The sequence below is a fragment of the Lacihabitans sp. LS3-19 genome (assembly GCF_024343575.1).
Classification (GTDB): Bacteria; Bacteroidota; Bacteroidia; order Cytophagales; family Spirosomataceae; genus Leadbetterella.
Window position 1 is genome coordinate 115,465 of the sequence record NZ_RJUA01000001.1, and the last position, 25,217, is coordinate 140,681.

The following is a 25,217-nucleotide window of genomic DNA, read 5'->3' on the forward strand; positions in this document are numbered from 1 at the left end:
ACTTCATGTTTAGAATTTTATTTTCCTATAAGTTTACATTTATCCCCATATTACTTTCAGTTAATCCACAATTATATGGTCTTTTCCACTTGGTTTTCCACATACTATTCAATTTTTATGTCTTTTAAATCAAAGTTACCTCTAACTCTTATTGAAGTTTTGTTAATAAGTATTTTTTCTGGCATTACTAGGGTTGTTATGTTTCCGGGATCCCATATTCCGTTTTCGTTTTCGTCTATTATGATTTTAACGTTATAAGTTCCTGGAATAATATCAGCAAAGAAAAATTTGTCTTTGAAGATTTGTTCGTCAGTGATTAGACCTGAATCTTCATTTATTAATTGTGCAATTTTTGTGCCTTCCTTATTTATCGTGTAGCCTTCGAGTGTTCCTAATTCTTCTTTGCCTAGAATTTTTGTTTTTAGATTATATAGTGTGTTAGTATCGCCTCTATAGTTTGTAAAGGTATTTGAGGGTATAAGTAATTCTACAATATTTTTAGCTTTAGTTGTTATGGTAATATTTAGTCTATTTTTATTAATCCAATTGAAAGATGGCTGTTCCGAAATCACAGTATCTGATTTGAAAATTATCTTAGTACTATCAAAAGTTGTTATAGGATATTGAAAGTTCAAATTGTAATTGATATTTTTAGTTTGCTCTTGTTTATAGATAGAAGTGTTTAATATTGGGAATGCTTGTATTTTTCGTTTGTTTTTTAAAGGGCTAGCAAAATATATTTTTTGTGTTAGTGTGTCTATTATATTTAGTGAGTCTTGTGTAATAATTGTTGTTGTTAGTGTGTCTGAATTTAGTTGATCCAATTTAAATATGTTTATATTTGACTTATCATAATAAGTCACTAAAAATGGATCCTTAAGTTCTAATTCTACTTTTTTTGCCGTTTTATCTAATTGTATTATGAATTCTGTTTCTCTGCTGATAATTTTTTTAATTTTATTTTTTGTGTAGTTAGCAGGATATATTTGGATGGTATCTAAAGTTATATTTTGGTTTAAAATTATTGAATCCTTTAGAAATCCAATGTTTTCATTTTTTTGGTCGAATATTAAATTTTGATTTTTGTCATAAAAAGCCATTACGAAATACTTATTGTTTTTTATATTTTCGAACTGAAAATTGCCTAATGTGTCTGTTTTTATGAAATAATCTGGCTTTTTCTTTGATAATGGCAATGTATCTGATTTATATAGGCCCACTAGAGCGTCTAATATAGGTTTTTTGGTATGAAGATCTATTATATTACCTTTTAAGCTTAGAGAATCGATTTGTGGCCCTGTACTTAAGACTATTTTTAGATTTTTTGCTGGGTTTTTCTCATTCAAGTCTTTTATGCCATTTCTAAAATTGAAAGTATAAGTTGTGCTGTCTTCAAAAGGTTTATCAAAGATGAGTTTAATATTTTTATCTTTTTGTTTTACGTTGTAAAGAGATTTAGGATCAGGAGTAATAATTAACTCCTGTCTAAGTGCTGTGATATCTACGTATTCATCAAATTCCAAAGTGATGGTATTACCTTTAAAATTTATTGTTTTATTTTCTGGAATAGATAAAGCTAGCTTTGGTGGTGTCAGGTCTTTAGGACCTCCTGTTGGCGGTACAAACTGGGCACAGCCAAATAAAAAAACTAAGTTTATAATAAATATATACTTTTTCATCGGCCTAAGTGAAGCATAATAACTGAGATATCTGCAGGTGATACACCGCTTATTCTTGAGGCTTGACCTAGAGTGATAGGCTTCATTTTCTTTAATTTTTGTCTTGCTTCAATAGATATTGATTTTAGATTTTCATAATCAAAGTCTGGGTTGATTTTGAGGTCATCAAATTTTGAAAGTTTCTGTGCTAGGAGAAGTTCTTTTTCTATGTATTTTTCGTACTTAATTTTTATTTCAGCTTGTTCTATTTCGTCTTTTTGATAAGCTGTTATAATGTTCGAAATCTTATCGTTAGCTGATTTTAGTATAGATATATTTAGTTCAGGTCTTTTTAATAAATTATAATAGCTGGCTTTTTCTTTAATAAGTGCAGAGTTGTTTTCTTGTAAAAATGGATTAATATCTTCTGGACTGATTTTGTTTGCTTCTAATTCTTTATAAAGCTTATCAGAATTTTCTATTTTTCGACTTACGTTTTCCAATCTTTCGGTAGATGCTAATCCTATTTCATGACCTTTGGGGGTTAATCTTATATCTGCATTATCTTGTCGAAGAATAGTTCTGAATTCTGCTCGAGAGGTAAACATTCTGTAAGGTTCGTCAGTACCTTTATTTACTAAGTCATCTATTAATACACCAATATAGGCTTCATCTCTTTTTAAGATAAAATCTTCTTGTTCGAACGCTTTTCTATGGGCGTTTATACCTGCCATTAAACCTTGAGCTCCTGCTTCTTCATATCCTGTGGTTCCATTTATCTGACCAGCAAAAAATAGGTTTTTTATTAGGTGAGTTTCTAAAGTTAATTTAAGCTGGGTTGGAGGAAAAAAATCGTATTCTATTGCATATCCTGGTCTTAGCATTTTGATATTTTCAAACCCTGGAATTTTACGAATAGCGGCGTATTGGATATCTTCAGGTAAAGATGTTGAGAATCCATTTACATACATTTCTATAGTGGTACGACCTTCGGGTTCTAGAAAAATCTGATGGCTATCTTTGTCAGCAAATCTGTTTATTTTGTCTTCTACCGATGGGCAATACCTTGGACCAAGTCCTTGTATCCGACCATTAAACATTGGTGATTTATCGAAACCTTTGCGGAGTTCGTCGTGAACTGCCAAGTTTGTATAGCTGATCCAACAACTGTTTTGAGTCTTTAGAGGTAGTGTATTCGTGTAAGAAAACTTCTCAGGATTTTCATCTCCTTTCTGTTCTTCCATTGCTTGGTAGTTTACAGTTCTACCATCAACTCTTGGTGGTGTACCAGTTTTCATTCTACCAGATTCAAACCCTAATTCCACTAATTGCTCTGTAATTCCATAAGCTGCTGACTCTCCTGTTCTACCGCCACCAAAGTTTTTTTCACCTATGTGTATTTTTCCATTAAGAAAAGTACCATTTGTTAGTACTACAGTTTTGGCTTTTATCTCCAATCCAAGAGATGTTTTTATTCCTGTTACACAATTATTTTCTATCAAAAGACCTGTTACCATTTCTTGCCAAAATGAAACATTTTGATTTTTTTCTAGTTTATCTCTCCAATTTATGGCAAACTCCATTCTATCAGATTGACACCTTGGTGACCACATTGCTGGGCCTTTTGAGCGGTTAAGCATTCTAAATTGAATCATAGTTTCGTCGGATACTATTCCAGACATTCCACCTAGAGCATCTATCTCACGAACAATTTGACCTTTCGCGACGCCACCCATTGCTGGGTTACAAGACATCTGTGCTATGGTCTGTAAGTTCATGGTGATAAGTAAAACTTTTGAACCCATCGTAGCAGCACTGTGAGCTGCTTCACATCCAGCATGCCCTGCTCCTACTACTATAACATCGTATTTTTCGAACATATATTTTTAGGTTCCACGTGAAACATTAAATGATTTGTTTCACGTGAAACATTTTTTAATTGATTCTTTTGAAATAATTATCTGTTTGTTTTTTGTAAAAAGGAGTGAAACTTGGAGGTGTAGTGCGAATTAGTTCTACTTGTTTCGCTTTCTCTTTTTTGAATTTCTCGAGATCTGGAGGACTAATACGATTGAATGTCACACCCGAATTTGATTTTCTTTTGGAATCAAGTTCTTGTTCTTTGATTGCTTTTTCTGCTTCCAAAAGTCTGACTTCAATTTCTTTTTGTCTTTTCAATAGAGTAGAATTGATTCTTTTGTTTACCAAATCGTTTTCACTTTCATCCATTTTTTGTTGGATTTCGTTCAATTCATTTCCAAGTTTTTTCCCTTGTTCGGTTCCATTCAGCTGGTCTTGAAGTTCTTTGAGTTGTTTTCTTACCTTGGCTTGTTCGTTGGCTATCTTAGCCAATTCTTCAGACATTTGTTTTCCTCCTTTCCCTGAGCTACCCAATCCTTCAATTTTACCATTTATTTCTTTCTGCTGATCGCCCATTCCTTCGCTTGGCGAGTTTCCATTTTTGCCGCCTTTGCCAGATCCTGGCATCGACATGGCCATCATTTGTTGCATTTGTTTGAAAGTATCACTTAGTAATAAGGCTAGATTGTTCATCGATGTCATAGAGAATTGTTGTTTCGCTGCGGCTTGTGGAAGCTTTCTTTCTCTGATTAGAGTTACAGATTCGTCTATGTTGTTTTTCATATCTGTTACTTCTTTGGTTATGAAAGATTCAATCTGCATCACCCTTTTTGCTAAGGAATACAAAGAGTCTTCAATCATTTTGGAGTCGTCGCTTATCTTCAATTGTTCTTGTGAAAGACCCACAAACCTTGGATCAGATACCGAAATGTTACGGAAGTTTTTCATGATTCTTTCTTGATCATGTGACACTGTCAAAAGGTTTTCAAGAATATCCCGTAATGCATCAATGTCTAAGTCTAGTTGTTTCATCTCGCCATCCATCATACTTTCTGACATTTGTGCAGCCATTTTACGCATAGATTTTGAAGCTTTTTTCTGAGCTTTACTGGCAGCTTTATTGTCTTTTTTCTCCATCTCCTTCTGAGCTTTTTCCTGCTCTTCGGATACCTCTTTCTGTTCTTCTTTCTGCGTGTCTACTTCTTTTTTAGTTTCTTTACTAAGTTTATCTATGTCTTTTAGTTTATCTTTTTTCTCTTCAAACTCTTTCTTTATATCTTCCTGTTCTTTTTTTAACTCTTCAGACTTCTTCTCATCCGTTTCTTTTTCAGTTTTTTCAGCTAATTTCTCTTGTTTATCAGCAAGTTTCTCAAGGTCTTTTACTGCTTCTTCTACTTTTTGTTTTAATTGTAAATCTTTAAAAAGTTTCATTGTTCGCTCGATGTCTTTATCTAGATTTCTCTGATTCTTTTTGAAATCATTCATCTTGTCTAAGGATTTATCATTGAGTTGTTCTTCCATCATTTTTTTGATTTCTTCTAAAGCCATAGAATCTTCGTTTTTCATAAGTTCGTCAAGCATTTTTTGAAGCATATCCATCTTTTGCTGAAGCTCAGGACTTTGTTTATCAAACCTATTCTGTTTGTCTTTTAAATCCTGAAGTTCTTTTTGGAGTTCTTTTAGTTCGTTTAAAAGTTCATCTTTTTTCTTAAGAAGGTCATCAAATTCTTTTTTGTCCTGAAAATCTAGTTCTTTTTTCTTTTTTAAGTCGTTCTCAAGGTTCTCAAGTGATTTTTTAAATTCTTTAGATTTCTGTAATAAGTCCTCAAATTTATCTTCAGTTTTTTCAATTTGTTTTTCTACTTCTTGGTCAAACTGCTGTGAAGTAGGCATACCAAATGTCATCGTTGTTGACTTTGTGCTTTTATGGCCGTTCACACCATCGTTGTCGGTTATCTGTAAATAGTATTCCAATTGATCACTTTTTTCTAAGCCAAGAGAATTTATGTTAACTTGATAGAAAAAGGTTTGAGAAATAGAAGTTTTATTAAAAGGTATATCCGCAGATTTAAAGGGGGTTTTACCTGATTTTGTTCTATACATAAACTTAAAATCTGATAAACCGTAGTCATCAGAGATAGTCCCTCCTATTCCTATGTAGTTGTATAGGCTGCTGTCTTTTATTTGTTCAAAGCTTATTTGTGGATATTTATCGGGTATTACGTTTATGTAATAAGAGATTTTATCAGCATTGATTGTTGCGTTTTTATTTTTCAAAATCAGTTCATAGTTAGCTGATTGAGACATTCTTTTTTGAAAGTTATAATCGGTAATAAGGCCTTTAGAAACATTAAATGGTTTAGCATTTTCGAAAAGAACCTTTAGAGAATCCGTTGCATCAGTTTTAAATTTCCATTCTACTACAGTTCCTTCCGGAATTATTAAATTACCTACATTATCAAAAGTTTCTTGTTGTTTGTTTAAATATCCTGGATATTTCAGGTTAACATTAAATGATAGTAAGCTAGGTCTAGATAACATAGCCAAAGTAAAAGTATTTGAAGTAAACCCTCCTGCAAGAAAATGAAAGTCTGTCTCCTCTTGTAGTTTTGAGAATGTAAAATCAAAATTTCTAGAATCTTTTAGATTCATTTTGTATTTTCTATCATTATAAACCAAGAAAACATCTTCTGGCAAAGAATTTCCAAGTAGGCGTAGGTTAAGTTGGAAGTCTTCGTTTTTTACACCTTTTAAATTTTTGTTTAGTATTTCAAATTGAAAAGGGGCAGGTTCTGCAAAATTCTTTTTGAAGAAAACGATTCTTTCTGTACTCTTAAAAAACGTTGGAGCTATAGCAGAAATTAGTAATACTAAAAGCAAAGGAGGAAGGGCATATTTTAAATATTTTCTGTTTTCTTTAAAGTTAATAGCATCGGCAAATTTTATAAACTTTAGTTCCTTTGTTTTTTGACTAATGCTAGCATCTAGAAGTGAGTTGTCTGAATCAGACAAACCTGAAGCCAATTGTAGTGTATTAAGTAGTTTATCTTTTATGTTTGGAAAAAAGGTGCCTATTTGTTCAGCTGCAGATTCATTACTGATAGGTTTATTAATATTAAGTAAATAAAATAGTGGTTTTAGAATATAGAAAAATAGTGTGTACGCAGATACTCCAATAAAGCCAATTAATAAGACCGCTCGGAAATTAGATCCAAACCTTCCAAAAAATTCTAAGAAATTTATGAATATATAAGAAGCTAATATCAAGGATAAGCTCAATAATAGTCCTTTCAAAAGCAAATTTTTATAATATTTGTTTTTGTATTCCGATATTTTATCGAATAGATTTGTGAGCTCTTTATTTTGTATCATTTTAATTCAAATGTCTATTAATCAAATAGTTATATAAAATTCTGTTGAATTTATTAAATGCTTAATTCAACAGAAACAGGACAATGATCGGACATCACAACGTCAGCATGAATATTGGCATTTGCAATAATATTTTCTGCATCTGCCGTTGCAAAAATGTAATCAATACGCCAACCCAAATTTTTAGCCCTTGCTCCTGCCCTATAAGACCACCAGGTATAATGTTGGGGATCAGTGTTTTTGTGTCTGAAACTATCAATAAAACCACTATCAAGAAACTTGCCAACCCATGCTCTTTCTTCTGGAAGGAAACCTGAGCTTTTGGCATTAGATTTAGGATTATGTATATCTATCTCTTCATGACATATATTTACGTCTCCACAAAGCAATAATGGTTTGTTCGTTTTCTCAAAGGCATGAACAAATGTGTATATATCGTCTAAAAATTTCATTTTTATGTCTTGCCTAATATCTCCAGTGGTACCCGATGGAAAATAAGCACAAACCACGTGAAACTTTTCAAATGTTGCTATAATAGTTCGACCCTCTGAATCATACTGATCAATACCTATTCCGTAAGAAACGTTTTCTGGTTTAGTTTTGCTTAAAATAGCTACACCAGAATATCCCTTTTTTTGAGCAGGATACCAATGACAATGGTAGCCTAGAGCTGTAAATACAGGCTCAACAAGTTCGGTTTCAGAAAGTTTTATTTCTTGCAAACAAAGTATATCAGGATTATGATTTTTTAGCCAGTCCTCAAGTCCTTTGTTTAGTGCCGAACGTATACCATTTACATTAAAAGTGGTAATTTTCATATATGTAAGCCTATTTCGTTTCTAAAATATTCGATAATAAAATGTTTCAATAATAATTCCTGACTTAATAAATCAAATGGAGGTAACGGTTTTATGTTCACCCAATGAGGCCAGCCTTCGGCATCAATTCCTTCTAATTTATAATATTCACCCAAACTAAGCACTTTACAGATGGCAATATGTAATATATCTTGTTTTTCTTCTTTCGAAAAACGTATATTTCCTTTTCCTAATTCCTGAATTCCTATTAAAAATAATACCGCATTTAAATCGCTGGGTTTTTTACCCGTTGTTTGTTTTAAAAAACGAATTAAATTGTCCCATATTTCTTTATTATCTTTGATTTCTAATGACATACACTAATGAAAACACGATTTAAAAATTATTTAGATATTCTTTTAGATTTTGTTTATCCGAGAATTTGTCTCAGCTGTGAGAAAAATGTACTCGGAGCGGAGAAACACATTTGCATTGAATGCATAATGAGTATTCCTAAAACAAATTCGCATTTCCAGCAGATTGAACTTATTGAGCGTAAGTTTTGGGGAAAATTGAACGTTAAACATGTATATTCTTTTTTGAAATTTTCTAAAAAAGGGAAAGTCCAAAACATCCTACATGCTCTAAAATACAAAAATAAGCCAGAATTGGGAGAATATATTGGAAAAATGTATGCAAATGATTTAAAGGAGATAGATTTTGCAAAAAACATTGATCTAATTCTCGGAATTCCGCTTCATACAGACAAGTTTAAGCTACGGGGCTACAATCAGGCTGATGAGTTTGCAAAAGGTCTTTCAGCGGGTTTAAATGTGCCTTTTGATACTACTTCTTTTGTAAGAACTACCTTTACAATTTCACAAACTAAGACGAAAAGTCGTTTTTTTAGGTTTAAAAATATCGAAGGGGTATTTGAAGTTATTGATAAAAGCCAAATAAAGGGTAAAAGAATAGCTCTGGTGGATGATGTTTTAACAACTGGGTCAACTATTGAAGAAGCAGGAAATGCATTGTTAGGTGCTGGATGTATGGAACTGTATATAATAACAATAGCCGCGGCTTATTAATAAACCGCGGCTATTCTATTTTAATTAAGTAATTACAGTTTCTTAGTTCCTTTTGGACCTACTGATATCATTGCACATCTAAAACCGATTGTAGAAGTGGATGAATCTTGCTCAAGGTATCTTCTTGTTCCTGGAGATAACCAGTAAGCGATATCATTCCATGAACCACCTTTATAAACTCTCATTTTGTTGTCTATCAATGAGTTAAAGTTCTCTTTGTCATAAAGTTTTGCCTCGTCTTGGAAGTCACTTCTACGAATAGGATTCAGGTCATTAAAGTCTTGGTAAGAACCTTGACGGTATAAGTCATAAACCCATTCGTTTACGTTTCCGGCCATATTATAAAGGCCAAAATCATTCGGAGTAAACGAATATACCTCAGCAGTAATGATGTTTTGGTCGTTTAGTTTACCTGCTATACCCGCATAGTCACCTCTACCTCTCTTGAAGTTGGCCATCATGTTACCTTTATTTTTTCCTTTAGACTTACGCATAGCCGAACCATCCCAAGGGTAAATTCTTTGATTAGATTGGTTTTCGTCAAGATATTGCGTTCCAATCATACTTTTAGCAGCATATTCCCATTCTGCCTCAGTTGGCAAACGGAAATCAGGAATATTGATACCTGTTTCGATTGGCACTCTACCTGTTACTTTTGGAGCGGCAGCAGCTTCAGCAGCAGCACCTTTCTTTTTCTTTCCGAAAGGCAAGCCTATTTTTTTCTTAGACCCATCTCCATATTTTGCAGATAATCCCGCATTTACGACTGCAGATCTCCATTTACAATAATCGTTTGCTTGTACCCAAGAAACACCCACTACTGGATAATTTCTAAAGCCAGGATAACGAAGATATTGATCAACGTATTGATCGTTAAATGACATTTCATTCGCCCAAACGGTAGTATCTGGCATGGCTGACTGAACAAACTCTCTTGTAGAATCTTGGCTTACCGAAAACAAGTATTCTAAATAATCGATGTTTGCAATTTCAGTTTCGTCCATGTAAAACGAAGCCACAGTAACCGTACGTTCGATGTTGTCTCTTGTGTAAGTTACATCTTCCTCAAGAGTACCCATTGTGAAACGCCCACCTTCTATAAATACCATGTTAGGACCAGCGGGTTGTCCAGCAAAATCATTTACTTGGAAGCCTTCCTTTCCTTTTTTGGCGTAAGCTTGGCCAGTTGTTCGGCTTTTGCTGCCTGGATGTAAGCTGGTAGCTTTTTTACCTTTGCTACAAGAGGTAGCTACAAAAAGAGAAAGTGTAAGAATTGTTACACTGAAAATAAGTCTCTTCATTCTTTTTTTATTTTGTTTTCTGCGAATTAAAACACAAAAATAGTTTAAATTTTTTAACTAGAACTTTTATCATCGCCTATGTGAGCAACAATTTTATCAAACAACGCATTGATATTGTTAATATTATGAGCATTCTCTGCAGAAAATATTAATTTGTCTTTGATTTGTTTCAAACTGCACTCTTTTGGATGCAATTTTATGTAATCAAGAATTTTGCCAAACTTATCCGTTTGATAATAATCTTGGTGCTTTTCTGAAACGAAATATCCTTTGAGGATATTATTTTTAAGTGTTATTTTTTCAAAACCTATGAATTCAGCCTTCCAACGCACTTTTACGACCCTAAAAAGTTCTTCTACCTCAGTTGGTAATTTTCCAAACCTATCTACCAAAGATTTTGAAAAATTACTGAGTTCTTCCTCATTTTTTAAATCATCGATGGAATTATACACCGAAAGTCTTTCTGAAATGTTTGCGATGTAATATTCTGGTATTAAAATTTGAAGGTCGGTTTCTATTTGGCAATCTTCAATTTTGAAAGTTTTCTGAGATAACTCGCCTTCAAAAAGACTCTTAAATTCATTTTCTTTTAATTCAGAAACGGCTTCATCAAGGATTTTATGGTACATATCGTATCCTAAGTCGTTTACAAAGCCACTTTGCTCGGCACCTAAAAGATTACCTGCTCCACGAATATCCAAATCTCGCATGGCAACTTTGAAGCCATCACCTAAATCTGTGAACTCTTCGAGAGTTTGAAGTCTTTTGCGAGCATCTTTGGTAAGTCCAGATGATGGTGGTCCCAGGAGAAAGCAATAGGCTTTTTTGTTTGATCGCCCTACCCTACCCCGCATTTGGTGAAGATCGGAAAGCCCAAACATGTGGGCTTGATTAATAATGATAGTGTTGGCGTTTGGAATATCAAGTCCAGACTCAATGATATTGGTGGAAATCAAGATGTTTATCTCATTTTCAATGAAACGCATCATCACTTTTTCAAGTTTATCTCCTTCCATTTGGCCATGTGCCACACCTATTTTGGCTTCGGGAACTAATCTATAGATGATATTTGCAATAGACTCAATGTCATTTACTCTGTTATGAACAAAAAATACTTGTCCTCCCCTATTCAGCTCATAGCTAATAGCATCTCGAATTATTTCTTCTTTGAAAACTTCGACTTGTGTAGTTACTGGTTGTCTATTGGCTGGTGGAGTAGCAATAACGGACAAATCTCTAGCACCCATAAGTGAAAAATGGAGAGTTCGAGGGATTGGCGTGGCTGTAAGCGTTAAAACATCCACATTGAGTTTGAGCTCTTTGATTCTGTCTTTTGACTTTACCCCAAATTTTTGTTCTTCATCTATTATTAGAAGTCCGAGGTTTTTAAATTCTATGTTTTTGTTAAGTAGCTTATGCGTGCCTATTACTATATCTACTTTGCCTTCTTTTAGACCTTTCAGAGTTTTGGTGTTGTCTGCTGCAGATTTAAATCTATTCAAATAATCTACGTTTACAGGCATTTTTGCTAGTCTTTCAGAAAATGTACGGTGATGCTGCATAGCCAAAATAGTAGTAGGCACCAAAATGGCCACTTGTTTGGAGTCATTTACGGCTTTAAATGCTGCCCTAATCGCAACTTCAGTTTTACCAAAGCCCACATCACCACAGACAAGTCTGTCCATTGGATATGGTTTTTCCATATCTTCTTTAACTTTGGCAGTAGCAGAGGCCTGGTCAGGTGTGTCTTCATACATAAAAGACGACTCTAGTTCTATTTGAAGGTAAGTATCTGGTGAAAAAGCAAAACCATGAACCTCTCTCCTCTTGGCATAAAGGGCAATTAGTTCTTTGGCTATGTCTTTTACTTGCCTTTTGGCTTTAGATTTTTTGTTTTCCCAATCTCCCGAGCCCAGTTTGCTCATGTTTGGAGCATCGCCTTCTTTGCCCGAATATTTGGCGATTTTGTGTAAACTGTGGATGTTGATATACAAAAGGTCGTTGTCTTTGTAAACCAATCTTATGGCTTCTTGTTTTTTACCACCAACATCTATGGTTTCCATTCCGGCAAAACGGCCAATTCCATAATCAACGTGAGTAACGTAATCTCCTGTTTGTAAGGTTTTTAACTCTTTTATTGTTAGAGCTTTGGACTTTGAATGTCGGTCTTTTTCTTTGAAACGATTGAGTCTTTCGAATATCTGGTGGTCGGTATAAACCAGAATTTTGTTTTGTACGTCAATAAAGCCTTCTCTTAAATTGGTATAAACCGAAAGAAATCGAATAGTTGGGTTGATTTCTGTAAAAATGGTTTCGAGTCTATTGAGCTGTTTTAGTGATGCCGAACTTATATAGCAGCTGTAGCCATTGCTTTGGTTTTCAGCTATATCATTGATTAGTAGCGTGAAATCTTTGTGAAAAGAAGGTTGTGGCTTAGAAGAATATGTTATTTTTTCTGAACCTTTGAATTGACTTTTTCTACCAAATTCAACGATTGAATAGTTTTTTATAAAATCAGAAACTTGTTTTTTTGTTAAAAATGAATGATCAGGTTTTAACAATAAATTGATATCACCACCTTTTGCCTGGTTTGTATCATATATTTCAGTGATTCTATTTAAGTTTTCGTCTACCCTATCCAAAATAAAGGCAAAGTCTTTTATCCAAAAAGTAGATTTTTCGGGAATGAAACTAAAAATAGGTACTGTTTCCTCGAAACGGAGTTTTTCGTGAATGTTAGGCACAATACTTATGGCTTCAATATTTTGATTAGAAAGCTGGGTTTCAGTGTCAAAAATACGGATACTTTCTATTTCATCGCCAAAGAGCTCTACTCTGTATGGCGTATCTGCAGCATAAGAATATACGTCAAAAATACCACCACGAATAGCAAATTGGCCAGGTTCGTATACAAAATCTGTCTTTTCGAAATCGTAGGAAACCAACATTTCGGTTACGAAATTCAAATCTAGGGTGTCCCCTACTTTTATACGTAAAGTGTTGGCTACAAGAGTTTTTTTGCTAATAACTTTTTCTGCAATTGCTTCAGGATAGCTTACGATTAAAAGAGGTTCTGAGGAGTTGTTTAGTTTATTTAGCAGCTCAGCTCTTTGTATAACATTCGCATTATCTATTTCTTCGTATTCGTACGGTCTTTTAAACGAAGCTGGGAAATAGGCGATATTTGGACTTTCAAAGCCAAAGATATTTTGGAGGTCATTAAAAAAATAGAGGGCGTCTTCTTTATCTGATTGAATAATGAGTGTCGTATGCGGGTCTTTTTGAAATACTGCCGCAGCTAAAACTGCATCAAGACTCCCAGATGTGCCTTCTAGGTGTAAATTAGGGTGAGTTTTTTGAGCCAGAATCAAATTCTGGACAAAACTGTCTTCGGTGTATATTTTTAGGAAATCCTGTGAGTTCAAATGAAGTCCGTTTCTTGTGGTAAAAGTCTTTTATTGATTTATTACCGTTCTAAAAATTTATTATTGAAAAGCACTCAACAATACAGACAGTTTGTCTGCCAAAGTGAAAACTAAGGCAAAGATACTAAGAAAGATGATTTTGAAGGAATTTTGTTTTTTTAAATTGTCAAGACATTCGCAAGATTCCTCTAAGATATCCAACAGATTCGGTTAGGCCATAAGCTGCATTTTCGGCATCTCTTTCATATTCGACACTGAGAATACCTTCATATTTAAGTTCTTTTAGCACTTGAATGTACAACGGAATGTTCATTGCTCCTCGGCCAATTTCTACATTTTCGGCTTTTGCATTTCGACTATCGAGGTCTTTAAGATGGAGGTCAAAGAGTCTGTCTCGATATTTTCTAAATTCAGCAGCGGGGTCTTCATTAAGTCTAAAAGTATGCCCAGTGTCAATACAAAGGCCTATTCTGGCATCCATGTTTTTGATTTTTTCATAGATGCTTGCTGGAGATGGGAAGATTTTGTCCTCAGGACCATGGTTATGGATGGCTATTTTTATATCTGTGGCTTTCACCATTTCTTCCACTTTCTGCAATACATGATGCTCCGGAGCACCAACAATCATTTTAACGCCCGCATTTTGGGCATATTTGAAGTATTTTTCTACTTCTTCGTTGGTTTTCATGTAGATTACCCCAGCCGCATAGAGGTTTAGGCCATTGGATTTCATTTTTTCTGAAATGCTCTTGAGTTCATCTGCAGATGCATCAAAGGGTAAATGAAAGTTTTTGAGGCAGACGTCTTTAATAGCCAAGCGTTTCATTATTTCTATGACTTGGTCTAATGAATATTTCCGCAAGGTGTAGGACGCCAAACCTATTTTTAGTCCTTGGAATTCGTAGGGTTTCTGGAAGTTTGCTTTAGTGCTTAGTGCCAATGTGCTTATTCCGAGGGTTTTAATAAATTGATTTCTTTTCATTTTTGGGTTGAATTTTAGGAAAAACTATTTGTTTTCTTCTGAGGTCTGACCTTCGGTGAGTATTTAAAATTGAAATTTTAAAACTGTAGGACTTGTAAATCAATTAAATTCTGAAGATTTTATATATCATTTTAAAGTGATTTGGATTTTTTCTCAAGTTTCAACAGTTGTATTTCCAGAGGTAGCCGCAGATCATCATGCAAGATTAACAAGATCAACCCACGATAATATTTGATTATTACTTGATTTATTTTTAATAATATCCTCCAACTGATTAATTCATACAGCCGTTGTTCAAGATTTGTATTTTTCCGTAAATGCTAATGTAGAAGCAAATTCCTTCTCACTTCAGTCTTGCAAAATCTTAGAGAATTGCAATACGACAGCCTGATCCAAGATTCACATATAATGATTCTTAAGTCAAATAAGAATATTTTCTATTGATGTTTTTAATTTAATAGCATCAAATTGAAGTTTTATATCTTTAGAGCCGGTGTTAGGATTTTCCTTTACTTTGAATTGAACCAAAGTATCAGCAGCAATTTTTGTGCCGTCAGGTAATGTAAAATATATCTCACCTAGTTTAGGAGTTACGGTGTATTCTTTATATGTTATTACTGGGGTCACTACTCCTCCACTTGGATTAGGTGCATCTTTTTCGCAACTAGTAATAGATGGAGTCATTGCTCCTAACAAAATAGACGCTACAGCCATTTTAGTATAACTACCTAGCTTACTAGTTTCTGTGCTTTGTCAATCAGTCATTATTGCTTTTTCTGAGATGTTGTTATTTGTGTCTAAGGTAGACATCGGAGCAGGTCAGTATCCCAAAATTTTGTTTTTCATTTTTTTAATAAAATTTAAAACCATTCTTTTTATATCCTGAAACTTGCTTTATTAATAATGAACCTCACCCTCTGCCCTCTCCACAGTAGAGGTAGCTTGCTTATATTCTATTTTTTGGCTTATTCTAGATTGGTAGTTGGAAAATTCTTTATGTTGCATCCCTGCAAGCACTCTTAAAGTTCTACTTGCCCAAAATCTCACCGAATATAGGGTGTCTTGTGCATTTTTCTACTCTTAAACCTCATGAAGCCGAATAAAACCTATGGGCGGAGCGAATAAAACGTTTTGTTTCTAAATTCTGATTTTCATCAGAAAAGGTTTCAAAGAACTGAATGTAAAAACGAATATAGGATTGTTTTTTAGATTTGCAAAATTTTTGAGAGAGAATTTGTTTTTCGGAGAATGTAGGTCAGCACCGCAGATCAGACTGGACAAAGATCAGTGTCTGACCTTCGGTGCTGACACTATTGGAGCGGTTTTGGTAATGTAGGTCAGAACCGCAGGTCAGACCGGACAAAGATCAGTGTCTGACCATCGGTGCTGACACTTTTGGAGGGGATCAGTGTCTGACCATCGGTGCTGACACTATTGGAGCGAATCAATGTCTGACCTTCGGTGCTGACACTATTGGAGCGGATTAGTGTCTGACCTTTGGTACTGACACTGTTTAGAAATCCTTCAAATATAAAATATCATCATATCCATTTGCAATATCTTCGAGGTCTGTATTAGTGTATTGAAATACTTCTTTTGAAATCTTTAAATCACAAACTCCTCCCTCGTTTTCATTTAATTGGTCTAAAAAAGAACTGTGTGTCCAATTTTTAAGATTTGATACCATTTTGGCTTCTAGAGGGTTAGCCAATACATATTTAAACACTTGTTTTATATATTTCGGGTCACCGTTATCTACTAATTTATATTTGGTTTTTTGCCTAAATAAAGAACCAGTCCTTTTGTATTTTTTATTGAACTCTTGTGCATATTCACTAAGTAAAAGCCGAATACCGTTGCTCAACAGGGTTAAATTTAAACTACCTATTTTGATGCTTTCTAGACTTTTCTCATTGGTTTGTATCAAAATATGAAAGTGATTTGGCATCAAACAAAAAGCCAATAAATCACAATTTGGTTTTAACCAAAAGCGGAGTTTTTCTGTGAATCTTTGGTAGTCTGCCGTTTCTATAAATATTCGTTCTTTATTGTTGCCTTGGTTATAGATGTGGTAAATTGAATTGGGGAATAGGGGCATGGTATTATAGGTTTTATATAAAATATTTTTTTGCCTGTTTGAATTTTGGTACTGACCTGAGTATGTCGGTCTGACCTTTGGTGCTGACCTGGTCGGTCTGACCTGAATTTATAAAAATCAGTCTTTAAATACACTTCCCAATGCCAAAGAAAACCTTGTCAAAACTCTTGAGGTTAGTGTGTCTTCTTCTATCAAAGGGCGGCGATTTACAAACTGATTGTTTTCCAAAAAGTATTGCCAGATTACTTTTTCGGTGGGGTCTACTATCCAATACTCCTCTACACCTGCCGCTTCGTAAAGTTCAAATTTGTATTTCATTTCTTTTTTTGTGTTGCCGGGAGAAAGTATCTCTACGATGAGTTCAGGGGCACCATTACAACCTTTGTCGTCGAGTTTTCTTAAATCACAAACCACAGAAATATCAGGCTGAACAACGTTTTTAGCTTTTCTGTCGTCTTTTAGACCTTCTAACCTAACGTCAAAAGGAGCATAAAATACCTGACAAAGTTGGCCTTCTAGGTGCTTTCTAAATGCAAAACCGATGTCGGATGAAATTTTTTGGTGTTGCCGGCTAGGTGCGGGCGACATTTTTAATATTTTTCCTTTCAGTAGTTCTACCCTCTCTTGAAATTTCCACGAGAAATAATCAGCATAGCTGTATGTCTTTTCAAGATCCAGTTGGCTTAAACTGGTAATTTCCATTTTATTCATTATATAAATTGAGCGGCAGATGGGATTCGAACCCACCCCTGGACACTGGAGATGCCCCGCAGGCTTTGAAGGCCTGTGTGCTAACCACTACACTACTGCCGCTTGCGTTATTTTTCTGTTTTTGGAGATGATGCTTTTCTGTTTTTTGCGTTTTGTTTGTTTAGCACCCTCCTTATTTCCCTTTCTTTTGCTTCTTTTCTTTTAATTTCTTTTTCTATTTCTCTTTTCTCTCTTTTTTCTTTTATAAATGCTAGATGTTTTTTCTGTTTTTCTGCTTTTTCTCTCTTTTGTTTTTCTTCTTCGGCTATTTTTTGTTTCTCAATAAAAATTTTGTATTCAGGTTTTTCGGCTTCTTTTTCAAGAATGTACTTTAAAGCTATTTTGATTGCCTTTTTCTTGGCATAAAGTTGGCTAACGCTACTATGCTCGGCTATTGGGCCAGTCAAATTTAATAAAACTTGGGTTTTAAACAAAACCTGGTTTTCTGTTTCTATGCTTGAATGCAAAAACGTTATCTTCTGCTTCAAAATTTCTTCGGCTTTTGCCTTTAGAATTTCTATAGTATTTAAGGCATGAACTTTCGGTAAGAAGTGTTCCGAGGTGTTTATGAAATATTTAAGAGAAATTTCCTTAATGTACTCTTTTTGAGCATTTTCATATAAAAAACCTAAGTATGATAAGGCGAATATGTGTTTGAGGTTTTCAAGCTTTAAGCTGGGGTGGAGGCTTACAACTTTTTGAAGATTTAATGTGTCAAAAATCTCACTCAGTCTGTCATTAGAGAAGACATTGCCAAGGTATTGTTGAAGCTGTTTTCCATTACCTGCGATGTATTTTGATACTAGATCTGCAAGAAAACCTTTGAATGCATACATACCTAAAAACACATATCTGGAGTTTCCTGGGTTTTTCTGATTTTGGGCTTCGTAAACACTTATATGAACTAGGCTTTTCTTGAAATCACTCAAGGAAACGCCGTCTTTTAGGTTTATTTTTCTAAATATCGACTTTATGGTTTCGTCTTTGCTCATGTGAATTGGATGAAATATTTAAAGTTTAGACTAAAATAAGAAAAAAAACGTAGAGTATTTCGTTTATGCCCCAAAAGGTGTTTACAAAATAGAATTAATTTTGGGTGTTGTTAATTTTTAAATCTGCTTTTTCTACGTTTTTTTTCTAAATTATTGGGTAACTGCTTTTCTAAATTTTGTTAATAAATATTTCAGTTACGGGCTGGCCATCGCTTAGAGCCATTTCGAATAGCTTTATGACCTTTGCTCGGTGTGAACTTAGTATATTTCACAATTTAGGAAAATTTTGTTACACCAAATTTTGCTGTTTTAAGGTCTGATTTTAGGTACAAACCTTTATTTAATCACTCTAAATTTTGTTGTTTTATAGTATCTATTAAGCTTAATAGTGTTTGTTTACGAGCCTCGTCTGGTTCGGGATAATTCATTTTTAATGTTTTGAGGTTTTCTGCCATTATTTTGGCCACTATCAAACGCATATTTTTTTTGTCGTCGGCAGGTACTGCATACCATGGGTTTTCTTTGGTAGCGGTTTCGTTTATCATTTCTTCATAAGCATCTTGGTATTCGTTCCAAAGTGCTCTTTCTTTTATGTCGCCTTCTTCAAATTTCCAGTTTTTGTTGATGTCTTCTATGCGTTCTATCAACCTATTGCCTTGTTCTTCTTTTGAAACATTCAAAAAGAATTTTACAACCATTATGCCATTTCTAGATAAATAATCTTCGAAGTTTTTGATATCAAGATAACGGTTTTTCCAAACGTCTTCACCTTTGAGTTCGTCAGGAATTTTTTGATAATTCTGAAGGATTTCGGGATGTACTTTGACTACCAAAACCTCTTCGTAATATGAACGATTGAAAACTTGAAGTTTGCCTCTTTCGGGTAGTTCTTTGTAACATCTCCACATATAATCGTGGTTAAGCTCGTTTTCTGATGGTCTTTTGAATGAATAAAAACTCAGGCCCAATGGATGAACACCTTTGAAAACAGCCTTCATGGTTCCATCTTTTCCTGCGGCATCCATGGCTTGGAAGATAGCTAAAACGCCGTATTTATTATGAGCATACATCATACTTTGGAGTTCGTCCATTTCTGATTGTAAGTCTGTTAACATGGATTCGTATTCTTCTTTTGTATCGTAAAAATCATCAACTTTCGTGGAAGATTTATTTATTTTGAATTTTTGTTTTCCTGTTATTTGATAGTCTTCTATTTTGAAGTTTTTCATATTCTAATTTTTTTTGATTTAAATAATGATTTTTGATGTTTGTTTCATGATGTTTGTGGGGACAGAAACATTCGCCACACAATCATTGGCAACACAAACATTGACCATACAAACATTTGCTTGGGTTGAATTAAAGCTCCAAAATGGCATTTGTCTTTTGGTTAATTTTCTCAAATTTATTGAAATTTTCTATAATATTTTGATTAATTGTTGGTATCATCTTCTTTAACTTATTTTTCCATTTAGGGCTTTCATATTCCGCGGGATAACACTTTTTTAATACTTTTAACAAAATATATACCGATGTAGATGCACCAGGAGACGCACCCAATAATGCGGCAATTGAGCCATCTGCCGAACTTACCATCTCAGTTCCAAACTCCAAAACGCCTCCTTTTTCTGGATCATCCTTAATAACTTGTACCCTTTGGCCTGCCACTAGCAATTCCCAATCCTCTAGTTTTGCTTTTGGATAGTAAGTTTGCAATGCTTCCAAGCGGTCTTCTGGTGATTGGATTACTTGTTCTATTAGATATTTTGTAAGGTCAAAATTATGCAATCCCACCTGCACCAAAGGCACAATATTTGAAAGGTTTATGGATTTTGCTAAGTCTAGCAATGAACCCTCTTTTAGAAACTTTGTGGTAAAACCGGCAAAAGGACCAAAAAGCAACTCTTTTTTACCATCGATCATACGGCTATCCAAGTGAGGAACCGACATAGGTGGAGCACCTATTTCAGCTTTTCCGTATACTTTGGCTTGGTGTTTTTTGATGATTTTTGGATTTATGCAGCGGAGCCATTGCCCACTTACAGGAAAACCTGCATAACCGTCGTTTTCCTCAATATCGGATTTTTCAAGAATATTTAAAGCTCCTCCCCCAGCCCCAACAAAAACGAATTTGCCAAAAAACTCTTTTCGGTTTTTCTTTTTGGTAGCTAGGTTGTCAACCGTCAGTTTCCATGTTTTATCATCTTCTCTTTCAATATCTTGCACTTCGTGACTTAGCCGTAATTTGACATTTTTTTGCGTTTTTAAATAATCAAAAATTTGTGTGGTTAGGCTACCAAAGTTTACATCTGTACCTTTTTCTATATATGTTGCGGCCACCACTTCTTTTTTGCTTCTGCCTACCATTACAAGCGGTATCCATTTTTTAATTTCTTCAGGATTTTTACTAAAAAGCATTGTATCGAAGCCTGGAGTTTTAGATAAAATCGCTTGTCTTTTTTTAAGAAACTCTACGTTTTCTTTTCCTCTAACAAAACTCATGTGAGGAACTGTTTTTATGAAGCTGCCAGGGTTTTTAATGATACTTTTTTGTACTAAATATGCCCAAAATTCTTTGGAATATTGAAATGACTCAAAAATTTTGAGAGCTTTCGAAATGTTGATGTTACCGTTTTCGTCTTCTGGCGTATAGTTGAGTTCGCACAAAGCAGAATGGCCTGTGCCAGCGTTGTTCCAAGCACTTGAGCTTTCTTCTGCTACTTTTGGTAATCTTTCAAGGATTATTATTTTTAAATTAGGTTGAAGTTCTTTTATAAGTAATCCTAAGGTTGCACTCATTATTCCGCCGCCAACTAGGATTACGTCAGCATGGTTTTGGGTATTGTTTGTAGTCATTGTTGTAAATTTTTCAAAAAATAGACTTAAAATACTTTATTTTAGAACAGTTTTTTAAAAAGAAAATTTTATTTTTAAAATTCTAAGAATGTTATTTTAAACAATATTAATAAAAAGTAAAAGAAATCTTCAAAAAGAGTATTTTTACGTTCATTTTCAATTCAACCTAAATTATTTCAATGAAAAAACTACTGATTTTATTTTTATTTACAATGCTAAGTACCATGGCATTTTCTAAAGCAAAGCCTTCAAAATACTATGAACTACGTATTTATTATTGTCATGAAGGTCGCTTACCGAACCTCTTGACCAGATTTAGAGACCATACCACAAAAATTTTTGAGAAACATGGTATGGAAAACATTGGCTATTGGACGCCAACCACAGAAGGCAACAACGTGCTTTATTATATTTTGGCGTATCCAAGCAAAGAAGCTCGTGATGCCTCTTGGAAAGCTTTTGGTGCAGATCCTGAATGGAAGGAAGTAGCAAAAAAATCGGAAGAAAGTGGTAAAATAGTGGCGAAAGTGGAGTCAAAATTTATGACTTTAAATTCGGAATTAACGAAGAAAATTAAGTTTAAGCAAGCAAATCCCGAAAGGTTGTTTGAGATGAGGAATTATATTTGTTTTCCTGATAAATACCCCAATATCGTAGCCAGATTTAGAGATCATACCAGAAAGTTGTTTGAAAAAAGTGGAATGGAAAATGTGATGTATTTTGAGACTATCGAAAAAGATGGAGCTCAGCCAACATTGCTTTATTTTATTGCCCACAAAGATGCAGAATCGGCTAAAAAATCATGGGCGGATTTTAGAGCAGATCCTAACTGGATAAAAGTTAAGGATGCTTCAGAAGCCTCTGGTAAAATTGTAGAAAGAGTGGACTCTATTTATATGAAGCCAACGGATTTTTCAAAAATAAAATAAAATAAAAAGAAAAGAGGCAGAATGATCGTTCTGCCTCTTTTTATTTAATGTCGACCCCAAATTAAATTCCCAGAATACCGGAAAGTTTTATATTTAATGACAGGTTAGTTTGAGTTCCTGCATTTACTCCAACTGCTTTTAAATCTATAGCACTGTTTATGTCAAGTAAAGTATTGATTCCCAAGCCTAATGATGCACTTTTGTCTGGTTTTTCACAATGGATTTCATAATTTCCAGTTGGTAAAAACGCAAGAGTGAAGTTACCATTTGCATCTACTTTGGCACTTGTTATAGCATTTGCAAATTTTATATCGCTTGATCCTTGACCGTTTATTTCGGAAGTTGAATTGAATTGGCCCTTTTTATAGACATAAACTATAACGTCAGATTTTACGGCTGAGTAATTCTCGATTTTACCTGTAATTTTACCTGTTTGTGCCTTGTTTTCAGCTCTTACTGCAGATTTTAGTTCGCCAAGACTTACAAATGAGTAGTCATTGTTTTTAGATTTAATTGATTTTCTGAGATCAAAATCCATTATTATTTCAGTATTTCCATTTTCAGTAACAGTAAAGTTTTTTGGTTTTAGGTCGATTTCCGTTTTTCCATTTCCCGAAATCTCTAATTGCTCTTTGGCACCGTTTGTTTTGGTTAAAAAACAACCAGGGGCATTTCCTGTTTCGTCTTTTTCTGCATCTAAAACTAAAGTAAGTGTGGAGTAAGATCCCGCAGCTACTCCACCTTGGCCTAGATTTAAGGTGTTACCATTTTGCAAAGCGAGGATATTTATGGTTTTAGGCCCAGTAAAACCAGTGTAAGTTTTGCCATCAATTTTTATCTCGGAGATGGTTACGAACGCACCCGAAATTTCGTTTTGGTCAATTGGTGCATCTGTAATGCTCAAGCTGAGATTTCCTTGTGTAGCATTTGGGTCATTAATGTCGGATTTTGGTTCGAAAATGTTTAAGTCACACGAAAAACCGACAATTGAAAGAATTAATAGATAGAATACTTTGTTTTTTAGCGTTTTCATAATTGTAATAATTTTGATGAATTTTTAAATAACCTATGAACGATGAACAAAACTGCCATGAAGGTGTTAAAATCATGTTAATTTGAAATTAAAAAAGGCTTAAGAATTATTACATGTGTTAGTTCCAGGGAAAATGATAGTTTAATAAATTCTAAATCTTGAAATTAAAGCTTTGATTATAAAGCATTTAGTTTTTATGAAGAATAGAAAACTATTTTTTTAGATTTATTTCTCTTTCAATCTCCTTTCTGACTTTTCGCCCTTTCCTTTTTGCAGGAATCCATTTTGGACCATTTTTTATTGTAGTAGAGAGCTTTTGAGCACCTTCTTTTCCAATTGATTTTTCATCTACTTGGATGTTGGAGATTTCTCCCGAAGGTTCTATAGTAGCTTTAAATCTTATGGTTTGGTCAAAATTTAGGGTTGAAACCGCTCCAGTTTGTTTTATCGAATTAAGTAAGTAATTATCATAGTTTGTCCAGCCTATTTTTGGTTTGGGATCTTGGTTGTTTAGGGACTGTGGTTCTTTTGATTTTTTAGCGGAACTTTGAGCAGTAACCACAACTTCTGAAAGGGAAGAAGTATTTTCTTCGAGAATTATTTTACCAAGGTTTTCATTTTTGACTATTATTTCTTTTGGTTCATAGCCTATCATATTTATTTCTAAAACTTCGCCTTCTTTTAGGTTATTTATTAAAAACTGCCCGTTAGCATTTGAGCTAACACCTTCGTTTTTGTTTTTTAGTTTAATATTTACTCCAGGAATCGGAGCGTTTTCGGCATCTACTATTTCTCCAGAATAAACCGTGTTTTTTATTGTTTTTGACTCGAATAATGTTGGTGCGGAAACGACTTCTCTGGCATGCGGTTTTTCTATTTGCTGGTCGGAAAGAGGAGTTTCAACACCTTCAGTTCCTGCTAAAAGAATTTCATTTGAGATAGTCTTTTCTTCTTTAAAATCTTCTTTCTTTTTTAGAATTACTGGTTTTTCTGTTGGTTCTTTTTCAATATTAACTATATCTTGAATTTCTTCACTCCTATTTTTTATTTCATCATTTTCAATGGCAGGTTTTTCTTTATTTAGACTTAAGTTTTCGGTATCATATTTATTAATGAAAAAATAAGTAGAAACTGCAATCATCAAAATTATAGAAGCGGCAATCGTTAGGCTTTTCCAAACGATAACAATAGTACTTTTCTCCTTTTGGGTTCTATTATTCAGTCGAGCTTTTAAATCTGAAATGGCTTTTATATCATCAACTTTGTCTTTTTTTAGCATTTCAAATCCTTCTAGGGCTTCGTTTGTTAATGGGTCCTCTAGGGTTTTCTTTTCTATTTGGTGTTTATTTATGGCGGATCCATCAAGGTATTTTTTAATATCTTTTGCGTCGAGATGGGTATTTTTATTTATTTTACTCATTGTTGTTTTCAACACAGTTTTTAAGATTTCTTTTACCGTTTTGGATATAACTCTTCACTTTATTAAGTTCATAACCAGTTAGTTCTACGATTTCTTGGTAACATTTTTCTTGATAATAAAACAATTTAATACTGGCTTTTTGTTCATCCGAAAGCTTTTCAAGACAGTCATCTAATTTAGTCAAATTTTTGTCAATCTCAAACACATCATATATTAGATGCTCATCCGTGCTTAATTCCACAATTTCTCCTTCAAATTTTTTGGATTTTGCAGAGCGTAAAATCATCAAACAGTGATTTCTAGTGACAGAATGAAGCCAATTGCGGAAGTTTTCAACGTTTTGGGTTTTAAGTTTCTCAATCAAATGTTCAAAAATCTGCATCACAGCATCTTTGCTTTCTTCTTCGTTTCGGAGGTATTTGTAGCATATCGCAAAAACTAAATCCATGTAAGGCTCATAAATATTGCCTAAAATTTCGAGACTTTCCGTAGCCTTATACTGAGCCAATAGTTCGGCTTCAGATTTGGGTTGGGCTTTGGTTAGTCTTTTAAAAAACATAAATAGGATTCAATAAAATCTTTGATAATGAGCAATTTAGAAAAAAATGTAAAAATATTTATGGATTTTATTTAAGTGCTGCATCCATATCCAAAAC

Annotated in this window: 19 protein-coding genes; 2 read left to right on the plus strand and 17 right to left on the minus strand. The window is 34.0% G+C overall.

The features are described from left to right. Positions 1-104: 104 nt before the first annotated feature. From EGI22_RS00480 to EGI22_RS00500, 5 genes are read right to left on the minus strand one after another with little or no spacing between them, the layout of a single operon-like run. Positions 105-1,679: an Ig-like domain-containing protein gene (locus EGI22_RS00480; protein ID WP_255065599.1), complete on the minus strand. Its 1,575-nt coding sequence runs from the start codon at positions 1,677-1,679 to the stop codon at positions 105-107. Then, entirely contained in the window at positions 1,676-3,538 is a 1,863-nt protein-coding gene (gene mnmG / locus EGI22_RS00485) for a tRNA uridine-5-carboxymethylaminomethyl(34) synthesis enzyme MnmG (RefSeq protein WP_255065600.1), read from the minus strand. Before mnmG ends, EGI22_RS00480 begins: the two co-directional genes overlap by 4 nt. A 55-nt stretch (positions 3,539-3,593) precedes the next feature. Beyond that, positions 3,594-6,890, minus strand: coding sequence for a DUF4175 family protein (locus EGI22_RS00490; protein WP_255065601.1), 3,297 nt, complete (start codon positions 6,888-6,890; stop codon positions 3,594-3,596). Positions 6,891-6,943: 53 nt separating this feature from the next. Continuing rightward, positions 6,944-7,708 (minus strand): exodeoxyribonuclease III, encoded by a 765-nt coding sequence (locus EGI22_RS00495; RefSeq protein ID WP_255065604.1) that lies wholly within the window; start codon positions 7,706-7,708, stop codon positions 6,944-6,946. Continuing rightward, positions 7,705-8,064, minus strand: a complete 360-nt coding sequence (locus tag EGI22_RS00500) for a hypothetical protein (RefSeq protein ID WP_255065606.1) — start codon at positions 8,062-8,064, stop codon at positions 7,705-7,707. Before EGI22_RS00500 ends, EGI22_RS00495 begins: the two co-directional genes overlap by 4 nt. A gap of 6 nt (positions 8,065-8,070) precedes the next feature. On the opposite strand from EGI22_RS00500, the gene EGI22_RS00505 reads away from it, so the two are divergent. Continuing rightward, complete coding sequence (locus EGI22_RS00505) at positions 8,071-8,775, plus strand: ComF family protein (protein WP_255065607.1); 705 nt, start codon at positions 8,071-8,073, stop codon at positions 8,773-8,775. Between the two features lie 32 nt (positions 8,776-8,807). On the opposite strand, the gene gldJ is transcribed toward EGI22_RS00505, so the two are convergent. From gldJ to mqo, 9 genes are all read right to left on the minus strand, one after another. Beyond that, positions 8,808-10,076 (minus strand): gliding motility lipoprotein GldJ, encoded by a 1,269-nt coding sequence (gene gldJ, locus EGI22_RS00510; RefSeq protein WP_255065608.1) that lies wholly within the window; start codon positions 10,074-10,076, stop codon positions 8,808-8,810. A gap of 53 nt (positions 10,077-10,129) precedes the next feature. Then, on the minus strand, positions 10,130-13,501 hold the full coding sequence (mfd, locus tag EGI22_RS00515; RefSeq protein WP_255065610.1) for a transcription-repair coupling factor: 3,372 nt from the start codon (positions 13,499-13,501) through the stop codon (positions 10,130-10,132). A 166-nt stretch (positions 13,502-13,667) separates the two neighbouring features. Next, on the minus strand, positions 13,668-14,483 hold the full coding sequence (locus EGI22_RS00520) for a sugar phosphate isomerase/epimerase (RefSeq protein ID WP_255065611.1): 816 nt from the start codon (positions 14,481-14,483) through the stop codon (positions 13,668-13,670). Between the two features lie 420 nt (positions 14,484-14,903). After that, positions 14,904-15,197, minus strand: coding sequence for a hypothetical protein (locus EGI22_RS00525; protein WP_255065613.1), 294 nt, complete (start codon positions 15,195-15,197; stop codon positions 14,904-14,906). Between the two features lie 799 nt (positions 15,198-15,996). Continuing rightward, entirely contained in the window at positions 15,997-16,581 is a 585-nt protein-coding gene (locus tag EGI22_RS00530) for a transposase (protein ID WP_255065616.1), read from the minus strand. 117 nt (positions 16,582-16,698) lie between these two features. Beyond that, positions 16,699-17,283, minus strand: coding sequence for a Uma2 family endonuclease (locus EGI22_RS00535; protein ID WP_255065617.1), 585 nt, complete (start codon positions 17,281-17,283; stop codon positions 16,699-16,701). A gap of 116 nt (positions 17,284-17,399) precedes the next feature. Beyond that, on the minus strand, positions 17,400-18,323 hold the full coding sequence (locus EGI22_RS00540; protein WP_255065619.1) for a cell envelope integrity protein TolA: 924 nt from the start codon (positions 18,321-18,323) through the stop codon (positions 17,400-17,402). A 344-nt stretch (positions 18,324-18,667) separates the two neighbouring features. Further along, positions 18,668-19,552 (minus strand): PPK2 family polyphosphate kinase, encoded by an 885-nt coding sequence (locus EGI22_RS00545; protein WP_255065621.1) that lies wholly within the window; start codon positions 19,550-19,552, stop codon positions 18,668-18,670. 130 nt (positions 19,553-19,682) lie between these two features. Continuing rightward, a complete protein-coding gene (gene mqo / locus EGI22_RS00550) occupies positions 19,683-21,179 on the minus strand; it encodes a malate dehydrogenase (quinone) (protein ID WP_255065626.1) in 1,497 nt (498 codons plus the stop codon). A 179-nt stretch (positions 21,180-21,358) separates the two neighbouring features. Between mqo and EGI22_RS00555 the strand changes: the two genes are divergently transcribed. Beyond that, positions 21,359-22,108 (plus strand): NIPSNAP family protein, encoded by a 750-nt coding sequence (locus EGI22_RS00555; protein WP_255065627.1) that lies wholly within the window; start codon positions 21,359-21,361, stop codon positions 22,106-22,108. A 61-nt stretch (positions 22,109-22,169) separates the two neighbouring features. On the opposite strand, the gene EGI22_RS00560 is transcribed toward EGI22_RS00555, so the two are convergent. The 3 genes from EGI22_RS00560 to EGI22_RS00570 all read right to left on the minus strand — a co-directional run bounded on the left by EGI22_RS00560 (position 22,170) and on the right by EGI22_RS00570 (position 25,120). Beyond that, positions 22,170-23,141, minus strand: a complete 972-nt coding sequence (locus tag EGI22_RS00560; RefSeq protein ID WP_255065629.1) for a DUF4382 domain-containing protein — start codon at positions 23,139-23,141, stop codon at positions 22,170-22,172. A 211-nt stretch (positions 23,142-23,352) separates the two neighbouring features. After that, on the minus strand, positions 23,353-24,561 hold the full coding sequence (locus tag EGI22_RS00565; RefSeq protein WP_255065638.1) for a carboxypeptidase-like regulatory domain-containing protein: 1,209 nt from the start codon (positions 24,559-24,561) through the stop codon (positions 23,353-23,355). Continuing rightward, the gene (locus tag EGI22_RS00570) at positions 24,554-25,120 is read right to left on the minus strand and encodes an RNA polymerase sigma factor (protein ID WP_255065639.1); all 567 of its coding nucleotides are present in this window, start codon (positions 25,118-25,120) and stop codon (positions 24,554-24,556) included. The genes EGI22_RS00565 and EGI22_RS00570 overlap by 8 nt, the downstream gene beginning before the upstream one ends. Positions 25,121-25,217 lie beyond the last annotated feature (97 nt).

Excerpts from the sequence above, each read along its gene's own strand:
- mnmG (WP_255065600.1), bottom strand. The coding sequence starts at position 3,538 with ATGTTCGAAAAATACGATGTTATAGTAGTAGGAGCAGGGCATGCTGGA.
- EGI22_RS00570 (WP_255065639.1), bottom strand. The coding sequence starts at position 25,120 with ATGTTTTTTAAAAGACTAACCAAAGCCCAACCCAAATCTGAAGCCGAA.
- EGI22_RS00490 (WP_255065601.1), bottom strand. The coding sequence starts at position 6,890 with ATGATACAAAATAAAGAGCTCACAAATCTATTCGATAAAATATCGGAA.
- EGI22_RS00520 (WP_255065611.1), bottom strand. The coding sequence starts at position 14,483 with ATGAAAAGAAATCAATTTATTAAAACCCTCGGAATAAGCACATTGGCA.
- EGI22_RS00530 (WP_255065616.1), bottom strand. The coding sequence starts at position 16,581 with ATGCCCCTATTCCCCAATTCAATTTACCACATCTATAACCAAGGCAAC.
- EGI22_RS00540 (WP_255065619.1), bottom strand. The coding sequence starts at position 18,323 with ATGAGCAAAGACGAAACCATAAAGTCGATATTTAGAAAAATAAACCTA.
- EGI22_RS00525 (WP_255065613.1), bottom strand. The coding sequence starts at position 15,197 with ATGGCTGTAGCGTCTATTTTGTTAGGAGCAATGACTCCATCTATTACT.
- EGI22_RS00555 (WP_255065627.1), top strand. The coding sequence starts at position 21,359 with ATGAAAAAACTACTGATTTTATTTTTATTTACAATGCTAAGTACCATG.
- EGI22_RS00545 (WP_255065621.1), bottom strand. The coding sequence starts at position 19,552 with ATGAAAAACTTCAAAATAGAAGACTATCAAATAACAGGAAAACAAAAA.
- EGI22_RS00500 (WP_255065606.1), bottom strand. The coding sequence starts at position 8,064 with ATGTCATTAGAAATCAAAGATAATAAAGAAATATGGGACAATTTAATT.
- EGI22_RS00565 (WP_255065638.1), bottom strand. The coding sequence starts at position 24,561 with ATGAGTAAAATAAATAAAAATACCCATCTCGACGCAAAAGATATTAAA.
- EGI22_RS00505 (WP_255065607.1), top strand. The coding sequence starts at position 8,071 with ATGAAAACACGATTTAAAAATTATTTAGATATTCTTTTAGATTTTGTT.
- mqo (WP_255065626.1), bottom strand. The coding sequence starts at position 21,179 with ATGACTACAAACAATACCCAAAACCATGCTGACGTAATCCTAGTTGGC.
- EGI22_RS00560 (WP_255065629.1), bottom strand. The coding sequence starts at position 23,141 with ATGAAAACGCTAAAAAACAAAGTATTCTATCTATTAATTCTTTCAATT.
- EGI22_RS00495 (WP_255065604.1), bottom strand. The coding sequence starts at position 7,708 with ATGAAAATTACCACTTTTAATGTAAATGGTATACGTTCGGCACTAAAC.
- EGI22_RS00535 (WP_255065617.1), bottom strand. The coding sequence starts at position 17,283 with ATGGAAATTACCAGTTTAAGCCAACTGGATCTTGAAAAGACATACAGC.
- EGI22_RS00480 (WP_255065599.1), bottom strand. The coding sequence starts at position 1,679 with ATGAAAAAGTATATATTTATTATAAACTTAGTTTTTTTATTTGGCTGT.
- gldJ (WP_255065608.1), bottom strand. The coding sequence starts at position 10,076 with ATGAAGAGACTTATTTTCAGTGTAACAATTCTTACACTTTCTCTTTTT.